Source organism: uncultured Proteiniphilum sp. (assembly GCF_937873925.1).
Classification (GTDB): domain Bacteria; phylum Bacteroidota; class Bacteroidia; order Bacteroidales; family Dysgonomonadaceae; genus Proteiniphilum.
Genome location: NZ_CALNAT010000008.1, coordinates 1 through 10,674, shown reverse-complemented (window position 1 = coordinate 10,674; position 10,674 = coordinate 1). Strand labels below are relative to the sequence as shown.

At 42.6% G+C, this 10,674-nt stretch carries 8 protein-coding genes and 1 tRNA gene; 3 read left to right on the top strand and 6 right to left on the bottom strand.

Annotation, left to right across the window (positions count from 1 at the left end):
* Positions 1-350: 350 nt before the first annotated feature.
* Positions 351-1,877, bottom strand: coding sequence for a hypothetical protein (locus Q0502_RS00860; protein ID WP_298646040.1), 1,527 nt, complete (start codon positions 1,875-1,877; stop codon positions 351-353).
* A 382-nt stretch (positions 1,878-2,259) separates the two neighbouring features.
* Between Q0502_RS00860 and Q0502_RS00855 the strand changes: the two genes are divergently transcribed.
* The gene (locus Q0502_RS00855; protein ID WP_298646038.1) at positions 2,260-2,769 is read left to right on the top strand and encodes a DMP19 family protein; all 510 of its coding nucleotides are present in this window, start codon (positions 2,260-2,262) and stop codon (positions 2,767-2,769) included.
* 158 nt (positions 2,770-2,927) lie between these two features.
* Here the strand turns inward: Q0502_RS00855 and Q0502_RS00850 are convergent.
* A tRNA-Pro gene (locus Q0502_RS00850) sits at positions 2,928-3,002 on the bottom strand.
* Between the two features lie 339 nt (positions 3,003-3,341).
* Here Q0502_RS00850 and Q0502_RS00845 point away from each other — a divergent pair.
* The gene (locus Q0502_RS00845) at positions 3,342-4,577 is read left to right on the top strand and encodes a Gfo/Idh/MocA family oxidoreductase (protein WP_298646036.1); all 1,236 of its coding nucleotides are present in this window, start codon (positions 3,342-3,344) and stop codon (positions 4,575-4,577) included.
* A gap of 116 nt (positions 4,578-4,693) precedes the next feature.
* Positions 4,694-6,460 carry an aspartate--tRNA ligase gene (aspS, locus tag Q0502_RS00840; RefSeq protein ID WP_298646034.1) on the top strand — a complete coding sequence of 589 codons (1,767 nt, stop codon included), beginning with the start codon at positions 4,694-4,696 and terminating at the stop codon, positions 6,458-6,460.
* A gap of 111 nt (positions 6,461-6,571) precedes the next feature.
* Here aspS and Q0502_RS00835 read toward each other — a convergent pair whose 3' ends face one another.
* From Q0502_RS00835 to Q0502_RS00820, 4 genes are all read right to left on the bottom strand, one after another.
* On the bottom strand, positions 6,572-7,894 hold the full coding sequence (locus tag Q0502_RS00835) for a Gfo/Idh/MocA family oxidoreductase (protein ID WP_298646032.1): 1,323 nt from the start codon (positions 7,892-7,894) through the stop codon (positions 6,572-6,574).
* Positions 7,895-8,002: 108 nt separating this feature from the next.
* The gene (locus Q0502_RS00830) at positions 8,003-8,848 is read right to left on the bottom strand and encodes a Crp/Fnr family transcriptional regulator (protein ID WP_298646031.1); all 846 of its coding nucleotides are present in this window, start codon (positions 8,846-8,848) and stop codon (positions 8,003-8,005) included.
* Positions 8,838-10,208 carry a DUF5018 domain-containing protein gene (locus Q0502_RS00825; RefSeq protein ID WP_298646029.1) on the bottom strand — a complete coding sequence of 457 codons (1,371 nt, stop codon included), beginning with the start codon at positions 10,206-10,208 and terminating at the stop codon, positions 8,838-8,840. Before Q0502_RS00825 ends, Q0502_RS00830 begins: the two co-directional genes overlap by 11 nt.
* Positions 10,209-10,391: 183 nt before the next feature.
* Positions 10,392-10,674: hypothetical protein (locus Q0502_RS00820; protein ID WP_298646028.1), on the bottom strand; the 283-nt coding region annotated here is incomplete at its 5' end.

Genomic DNA, 10,674 nt, shown 5'->3' with positions numbered 1-10,674 from the left:
TTATTCTTGAAAGATTATTGCATGCAAATATAATGAAAGCCGAGAGAGAAGCCAAACTTGTTTGAGCTTGTCCGAGGCGCATCTTATATTCTACAAATGTAGCTATTTTCTCCCGAATAACGGAATAAGGCGAAGCCATTTTAAGAAAAAACAGTTACATTTGTATTATTGAATTGTTTGAAACATTACACCCTATCTTGTTGAACACAAAGTGATGAGCCAACGAATAACCAGGTAATTATATTGCTCATGTTCTTGTTAGTCAAAACCATTGGCTTAGGGGCTCAGTCTGCGCTTATTTATGGATCGGGCTAATAGGTTTCCGTGTGAGGCTTCCTAAATCGCTAATTTTATACATTTTTGCGAATGATAAATGCCTGGATGTTGTTACCCTTTATAATCACTGTTCCCGGTTCTTTAGCGGTAAAATATTCTACTCCATAAGAATGAACTTGTTTTTGTGTTTCAATACTTGGTATTATATGTTGAGGCAAAGCTCCAAATCCCTTGAGTGTACCGAAATAGTCACCTCCACCATTGCCAATAACGTCAATAGTTTTGTATTCAAATATCTTGTTATTTATTGTGCCGCTTAAGATATTTGCCTGAACCCATTCCGCAAAAAGATACTGTTTCGGGATGCCGGTGACAGCTGCGGTCGCGTCGAGTCCCAGCAATGAATGAGTAGCCATACTGTGTATGGCTTGCGAACCAAAGCGGTCGTATAAATAGCTTATCCACAACAATCCCATGCCATACGAGCCATAGATATTATCATTCACATATTCCATTTGCACAAGTGATATACCTGAAGGGTCATTCTGATAGGCAACAATATTTTCCCACATCAGATAGTCGCCGTTTGGAAGACCGTATCCCGACAGTATTTCTGAAAGCAGAGCCTTTCCTTCTTCAATGGGTACCGATTCTTTTCCCACATGATAACGGAAGTTTACCATGTGTTCAAATTCGTGTGAAAGAATGGGACGCCATTTGTCACGGAAAAACGGAGTGTTGCTGTTATATAGCCCGGGATTAAGGTAAAGTACATTCCGATAGTTTGAATATGGATTGTCTGTAGATGGGGGTAATTGATCCTTGTCATTAAAAAGACCGGTAGAGGTACCGTTTGGATTAACCTCATCCTCCATACCGCCATTAAAGGCAAGAGGCAGCAGTATGGCAACACGCGAACTGCCATTAACAACGGGAGGATCTCCAAAGTGTTCATTAACAATTCGATAAGCCACCTGATCGAATTGCGCTGCTATTTCTTTCGCATCTTCGTGTGTGATCAAGCTTGAATTTTCATCCACATAAACATCACAATAGGTACCGGTAGCTTTGAGCACTGCTCTGAACTGTACGCTGGGAATATCCGGGAAAGTGGAAAGGTCAGACAGATCAAAAGTCCAAAAAGTTTCAATGCCGCCAACTTCTATATCTCTTGTTTCCCTGATTTCATACTCAGCAAGATTATAGCTATAATAAGGCTTAGACGCAGAAGTCCGTAGATTATAAAAATTATAAGATAGCCTGTAGGGTGGCTTTGCAATACCATTATAGTCGACGATATGGGTGGCTCTTGTTGTGTTTGTCTGAATCGTGTATGGGTATGATTGTTCCGTTTCAGCGGCAGTACTGAACACAGCCACAACATCACCCTGGCTTACGTTTGCATGAGCTTCTCCATGAACCCATTTTACTGCATATACGTCCGGTGCTATCACAGCCTCATATCCGGGTTGGGGAACATCTTCGCCGTCATTACATGAAATCATTGCTATAAAAACAATGAGAAATGTAGTTGCGCGATACGATAATTGATAATATGTATGTTCATTGGTACCCCGGAACGTTTGTTTCTTAATCATCATAAATGTGATGTTAAATATCATTTACACAAAAGTAAAATAAATATTCTGTATTGCAATAAATTGGATTAAAATATCATTTGGAGATGCAAGTGATCGCATTTTATCTGGCACACAAATTGAAACCATCAAGCGGTGGTTAAATAATGATAAGCCAAGACATTCATTCTGATCTATCTCCACGCCGGTTGAAGCTCTGGCTTCTTTCAATTAACGCACGCGAACGCAACGAAGTGAAGTGAGGTAAAACCCTCAATTTTTATGGGTCTGTGTATATGTATAAACTTTTATGTACATTTGTTTCGGGGAAATAGGTATGCAAAGTAAATACATACACGAACTTGTGTAGGGCTAATTTCTCTCGTAACAATTAAACAAGGACCATATGATACAGATTCACGAAAACAAGCTTATAGAGGCCGCCGAAAAAGGGATGGACGAATTCCTGAAAATATTTACCGATGCTTATCTTGAAGCGCTGGACGGGGAGATCACCGCAGAGAATATGGACCGGCTGAACGGGTATCAGCATACATTGCTGGCACTTCGGTTTTTCTCGGAAGAGGTGAACGAAGGCGGTTTTGTACAACTCATACAGAACGGCTACGGAGGATATATCTTCGACAATCCGGTCGCCAAAGCATTGAAACAGATGGGTGCAAAAGGTTTTTCAAAGATCCTCTATAAAGCCAAAGAGATCTACGACGCCCATCGTACGGAACTGGAAGGGGAAACGACGGAGGAAGAATTCATGGCGATGTATACGGACTTTGAACAGTTCGATGAATTGGAAGAGAAGTTCTTCTATATTGAAGAGCAAGAGACCGCCATTATTGCGCAATATGTGGATGAGAATCTGGAAGATTTCGCGGAGGTGGTGAAACAGAACGACTAACAAAATTTACATGTAATTTGCAACAGAGTTCGCCAAAATCGGGCAATTCCCTGCAAAATTGACAAAGAAGAGAGCATGTCTTCCTAATTTTCTTTACATAAAAAGTCCAAATGACCAACTTCAGCACTCTGATCGATCATCTGGACTTTCATATTTCGTCGGGGTGGCGGGATTCGAACTCGCGACCCCCTGCTCCCAAAGCAGGTACACTAACCGGACTGTGCTACACCCCGAAATGATAAAAAATTATCGAAAATGGTTCAATTATATTAGTCGTTTTCTACGCTCGGCAAAACAAATAAATTTGTTCTGCTCTCACTCAACGAAAACGTTCCGAAAGCGGATGCAAAAGTACAACTATTTTCGGATAAACTCAAGATCTGGCCGGTTTTTTTACTGAGGGCAGAAAAACTTTTGTTCGTCAAAATTATAGTTTTCCAAACAATTCATGTAGTTTTGTATTTGCCGATGGCGTGATGTACACCGAATAAATACTGAATATTTACCGAAGTATTGATAGTATATGCCGATAATAATTATTAACATCCCTTTCTAACACAAAAAATAAAAAAATGAAAAACGAACAAACGAATCAGTCCTTTGATCGGCGTAAATTTCTTAAAGTAGCCGGCATAAGTGCGGGAGCGGGTATGCTCGGGGTTCAGCACGCCTACAGTAATAGTCAAAAACCTGCACCTCCACCTGTAATTCAAGGATTTGAAGATACCGGCAGTAAACCCACAGTGGAGAAGACATGGACCCCGGTTTCGGATCGAAAGGTTCGGGTAGGCCTGATTGGCTATGGGGTTTGTAAATTCTCCGCAGAATTTGGTTTTCAAAACCATCCGAATGTTGAAGTGGTTGCGGTCAGTGATTTGATTCCGGAACGTTGCGCCGAACTGGCCATAGTAACGAAATGTAAAAAAACGTATCCTTCTCTGGAGGAGTTAATTAAAGACGATACTATTGAAGCCGTCTTTATTGCAACGGATGCGCCAAGCCATGCGCAAAACTCTATTGATGCGTTAAATCATGGAAAACATGTTGCCTGTGCGGTTCCCGCGGTATGGGGTTCATTGGAGGATGCTGATAAATTATATGAAACCGTAAAAAAAACCGGACTCAAATATATGATGTTTGAAACGTCGATGTTTCGCGAAAACCTATATGCGATGCGGCAATTATATAGGGCCGGCTGTTTGGGTAAACTCGTTTATGCGGAAGGAGAATACTGGCACTATTCGGAAAAAGGGATTGAATCATACAAGAATTGGCGTCACGGAATGCCGGAACAATGGTATCCCACTCATTCCGATGCATACTATATAGGGGTAACAAACGGAACGTTTCTGGAAGTGTCCTGTATGGGCATGAAAAGCAATATGGAAAGATATCTTCCAGGGAATAATATCTATAACAATCCGTTTGCAACGGAAATATCTTTATATCGTACCAACGAAGGTGGAATGGCCCGTATGGGCAGAAGTGCAGATACAATGGGGCATGGTTATGGGTCCGAAACCGGAAGAGTAAGGGGTACAAAAGGTGAATATTATGATAAATATGAAGGCGAAGAAAAACAACTTCCGGATCTGACCCGTCCGGCGCTTCCCCCGGGAATGCCTGTGGGCGGGCATGGTGGTTCTCACGGACATCTTACCGAAGAATTTGTCAGAGCCATCCTGGAAGACCGTACACCACTAGTTGACATTGCAATGTCGTTGAATATGACTGTAGGGGGTATCGTTGCACATCAATCGGCCATGAAAGGCGGAGAATTGTTAAAGATACCGCAGTTCAAACTATAAACTACCATTTATCAAATGGAAGTGGTTGTGAAAATCATTTCAGGTTTCCCCGTGTGATTCACGCGAGAAATTATGTACTTTTGTACTTATTATTATAGTCAAACAAAAGGAATCATATGTACAGAAGCAACACATGCGGCGAACTCCGGTTGGCCGACGTAGAGAGAGAGGTGATTTTAGCCGGCTGGGTATCCAAAATCCGCAAGATGGGCGGGATGACCTTCATCGACCTGCGCGACCGGTATGGCATCACACAGTTGTCGTTCAATCAGGAATTGAATCATGATCTCTGCGATCAGGCTAACAAACTGGGTCGTGAGTGGGTGATCCAAATTACAGGAACTGTAAAGGAACGCAGTAGCAAAAACCCCCATATCCCTACAGGAGATATAGAGATCATTGTCTCGAAACTGACCGTGCTGAATGCTTCCAAAACTCCGCCCTTCACCATTGAGACCGATACCGACGGGGGAGATGAACTGCGGATGAAATACCGCTATCTGGATCTGCGCCGCAATGTGGTAAGACAAAATCTGGAACTGCGCCATAAAATGGCCTTCGAGACACGCTGCTACCTCGATAAGAGAGGATTTCTTGAAGTGGAAACCCCGGTACTGATCGGTTCCACACCTGAAGGAGCACGCGACTTCATTGTGCCTTCCCGTATGAATCCGGGGGAATTTTACGCGCTGCCGCAATCTCCCCAGCTATTTAAACAGTTGCTGATGGTCTCAGGTTTCGACCGCTATTTCCAGATCGTGAAATGCTTTCGTGATGAAGACCTGAGAGCCGACCGGCAGCCGGAATTCACGCAGATCGACTGTGAAATGTCGTTCGTCGACCAGGAAGATGTATTACAAACGTTTGAAGGATTGACAAAACATTTGTTCCGATCGATCAAAAACATCGAGATACCCGATTTTCCCCGTATAAGCTATGCAGACGCCATGCGGCTGTACGGATCGGACAAACCGGATACCCGCTTCGAAATGACCTTTACGGAGATAAAAGATCTTACCGCCGGACGCGGATTCGGCGTATTTGATTCCGCGGAATATGTAGGAGCTATATGCGTAAAAGGATGTGCTTCTTACACTCGCAAACAATTGGATGAACTCACCGACTTCGTGAAACGTCCCCAGATCGGAGCCAAAGGATTGATCTATCTGCGATATAATGAGGACGGTTCGTTGAAGTCGTCTGTCGATAAATTCTACAGCGAAGAGGATCTCAAAAAATGGGCGGAGCGGTGCGATGCCCAACCGGGCGATCTGATCCTTGTACTGGCCGGTGAAACCGAAAAAACACAGAAGCAGTTGTCTGAATTGCGACTGGAAATGGGAACACGCCTGGGATTGAGAGAAAAAAACAACTATAAATGCCTGTGGGTAACAGATTTTCCATTATTGGAGAAAGACGAAGAGCTGAATCGCTTTTTCGCGAAACATCACCCTTTCACCTCGCCAAAACCGGAAGATATTCCGCTGCTCGATACCGATCCCGGAGCTGTTCGCGCCAATGCCTACGATATGGTGATCAATGGTGTGGAGATAGGTGGCGGCTCCATCCGTATTCATGACAGCGGATTGCAAAAGAAAATGTTCTCTGTCCTCGGCTTCACGGAAGAACGGGCGCAGGAGCAATTCGGGTTTCTGATGAATGCCTTCCAGTACGGCGCTCCTCCGCACGGAGGGATCGCTTTCGGGCTGGACAGGCTGGTCTCTATCTTTGCAGGGCTGGATAGCATCCGCGATTGCATCGCCTTCCCGAAAAACAACGCCGGACGCGATGTAATGATCGATGCACCATCCCGTGTAGAACAGGAACAGTTGGATGAGTTGGGTATTATGCTGAAGCCTCAGGAAAAAAGCCATTCAGTATAGAGCAATTATCCCCGGCGATACCAGCCGGCTCATGTGCATCCATCCTGCCAAAAAACAAATTACAAAAAAAGCTGCTTTCGGGCAGCTTTTTTTGGTTTAATCATCTTTGCATTAAAGGATATATCCTTCACTATAGGTTTTGTGAAACAACCGGTTCGCATCCGCATCGGGATCATCCACGAACTTCTCCGTGGCAGGATCCCATTTGACGGGACGTCCCAGTTCGTATGCAATATTTCCCAACGTACAAACCGTACATGAACGGTGTCCTATTTCTACGGGAACTACCGGGTCGGTATTCGTTTTCACCGATTCAATGAAATTCGCAAGGTGCGGGATCTTTGTTTCGTAAGCGCCTTCGGCATTTTCCGCTACAGGCGGCAACAAACTATCGTCGGAAGCCTTAAAATGACCTCTCGACACTTCGATCCAGCCTTTGTCGCCCCAGAATTTCACCCCTTTCGTCTGCTGCTCGTCGAACGGTTCTTCGGTCATTACCACTCCGTTGGCATATTTATAGGTCAGGTATTGGGTATCTTCATATCCTGCGGGGATAATCTCAACCGGCCCGCTTCCGTCCATTCCGAGTCCCCACTGGGCGATATCGAACATATGCGCACCCCAGTCGGTAGTAAAGCCGCCACCCAGTTCTTTATACCAGCGCCATGCCCCCCAAAACTGTTCATTTTGTTCGGGATCGAGCGATATAGGCGGATTCAACTGTGAATTGTAATGGACATATTCGGAAGGGCCTAACCACAGCGGCCAGTTCAGGTCGGCAGGCACAGGCTCTTCAGGCAGGTCGTAAGGTGTCGGCGGAGCGCCTACATAGGCATTTACCCGCACGATATTCCCGATCCCCCCTTCGTGTACCATCTTCACGGCATGCTGGAAGTTGGCGTCGGAGCGTTGTTGGCTGCCTACGCCCAGGATCACTCCGTTGTCACGGACGGCTTTCACCAGCATTTGTCCTTCTTTGATAGTGAATGTCAACGGTTTTTCCAGATAAACGCTTTTCCTGGCCTTGCATGCCTCTATCGCCATGAATGCATGCCAATGATCGGGCGTAGCGATCACCACAGCGTCGATATCCTCGCGTGCGATCAACTCTTTGTAGTTTTCATAGGTTTCCACAACCACTTCTTTTCCGCTATCCACATAGTGATTGTTTACACGCTGTAGAAAACGCTCTCTCTTGATACCATATACATCGCTTCCGGCTATCACTTGCACATCCGGGATCCCGATAAAACCGTTCAGCAGGTACATTGCCTGTTGCCCCAGTCCGATGAATCCCAGACGGATAATTCCATCACCAGCTCCCGTACTCTTGTTTTGTTTGCACGAGGCAAGGAACTGTGGAAAAACAGCCACTCCAACCACACCTACGGCGGCTGTTTTGATAAATTTTCTTCTTGTTAACTGATTACTCATGACTCTTAGACCAATATAATAATAAATACTTTTTCTTTTTCGTACAAATATATATTTTTATTATCAATCACTTTGTTATTAACGGAAAAATCTGTAAAAATTAGAAGATCAGACCAGTTCTTCCAGCTTTTTTCTGTTCAATACTTTCAATTCCCTTTTGTAAAGCGAGATCATCCCTTCCCTGATCATCTCTCCCAGGGTGCGCGCTAAAGAGGGGCGTTGTACCCCGAAATATTCGGCCAGTTGGGTCTGGGTACGTCTTAATATAAAGGAATCGTTCTGCAGGGTTGTGTTTTCCAGTATATAGAGGGATAATTTTCCCTTCAGGCTTTTGATAGACATCATCTGCACCTTTTTTGACAGGAAAACCGTCATATTGGAGTTGACCTTCATAAAATTAGTCATCAGCGTCTCATTCAGCATCATCTCCTTCATCCACATAGATTTGGGGATCACATAAAAAGTGCTTTTCTCGGCAGTGATCACATCTACCGGATAACGGCTTTCGGCAGCGACCAGAAAAGCAGGGGCCAGAGGCCTTACCGGCTCGATAAACTCAATCTCCAGCACGTTCCCCTCTTTCGTCACCATTTCAGTACGCACCAGACCATTCATCAACAGATAAAGAAACTGGACGGGATCGCCCTGCCGAACGATATAATTGCCCTTATCGATTTCCCGCACTTCAGATACACAGCGTTCCAGAATTTCATCTATCTCCTCTTCGGAGAGACGAAAGAAAAGCGGACAGGAAGATATATTGTAATCAGACATAACCATTTCATCGTTCTGCCGCAAATTTACATGATTTTCTTCTGCAAACCGCATAGGCAAATAGAAATCACCCTTACAGGAAAAAATAAATTGAACTATTTCGATAAGTGAGAGCAAGCGAATAACTCCAGCAGCTCCGGCCTTCTCCGCGTTTCCTAATGATAATCTGTTATTTGTCAATTAAAGAATAGTTTGTCAACATATAGCATGCTATGCCTTTTGATGTCATTAATGTATATACATAGGCTAGCCCTGAAGAGACTCTTTTTATAGCCACACCTCCTGTATTATTTCCATTGCCTTCTGTTTTAGAATCATACTCTCTAATATCAGAAAATTTCACAATCGGACTGCTTAAATCGGAAGGATCAATCACAAAGAATTTATATTTGAAATCACTTGTTATCGAAATGACAGATAAATAGTTTTTATTATTAAAAGTAAAGTATATCGAATGGAGAATATTTCTACCCCATCCTCCTTGAGGAGAGATGGTTGTCGAATTATTGTTTTCATCCATATATTTTAATACTGTACTTGGATCGCTTCCACTTATATGGCCGCTATCGAAGTAAAAATAGGGTTTTAAAGATAAGGCACTTAGCGGAAATACAAGAGAATATCCAGCTTGGTTATAGTTTTGCATATCTGTTTCTATAATATCAGGTACTGGATTGACTATTCCGCCGGTAACCTTCCAACAATTCATTTTCCGATTGTTTTCAGCTGCATAATCATCTCCTATTATATAGGCATTGTCGTTTATATTTCCAACTACAGACATTTTGCGTCCGAATTGTGTATCTTTTCCTGATTGCAACGGATATGCCAATATTTGCGAAGGTGGCTGATCCAATGCATCCCATTTATATACATAGAATACATTACCACTCCATGCTGTCAGGGTTCCCCCTATCAAATTTCCCTCCGAATCATTGGCTAATATAAAAGGAACTTTTTGAGAGTCATTACCTCCTGCAATACCTTCCATATTAAGTTTACCAGCCTTTTCTCCTGTTTTACCATCGAAGATAAGTCCGGTACGGGATACGACAATATAATCACCAAATGTAGCCACCGTATTTTCAATATTAGACGTTAATCCCAAATCAGACAAAGACTTGTACCAGACGAGTTTAATATAACCTACCCCTTCGTCCAACTCTTCATATTTCGCAGGCGTTACTGTCCACACTTTCTGGCTTCCGTTTTCTGCGGTTACCGTATATTGTATATCTTTCGAGAAATCCTGGCTTACCGATTTTTCCGGACTAATAGTCGCATAAGGAGATAATTTAAGAGAAGATGGTACCAGATTTTTCAATAAGCTAAGATCATAATCAGGAGTAATTTCGATGGTTATGCTTCCTTTTTCATCATTTATAGTACATGATAGTCCGTTTAAACTGAACTCTGTTATATCTGTTCCCGTTGCTTTTATGTCAGGAAGCTCGTACAAAGGATCTGAACAGGATACAGAAATTACAAATAACAGAAAACCGGTTAATGCAAGTTTCATCCATTTTATATAAGTTTTCATAAGTCTTTGATATTATTTGATGTAGTAATTAATTGCAAATCATTAATTAATTTATAGACAAGTCCATAATTGTTTATTAGAGTATAGAGATCAATTATCTGAATTGAGATAATGAAAACTAATTTGTAACCCATAATTTTATTAAGTAACTATTCTCTCTTTTAGAAAAATCATTATTCATTACTATTGAAGGCTATTTTCATAAGGTTCAAGCTCTATAATGCAAACGCCCTTAGGAGGTAATTTAAAATCGATATTGATCTTTCCCTTCCGGTAAGAGATCATTTCTTTTCTTCCTTCTTCACTGATTACGAAAACTTTTCCTGATGGAGGAATTCCATACGTATTAGCATTAATCTGGAATTTTATCGGAAATGTCTTATCACTTATACTAGCCAATGCAATACCCACCATTCCATCATCAGCTTTCCAAGCAGAAGAATAAATTAACGGAAATTTATTTTGT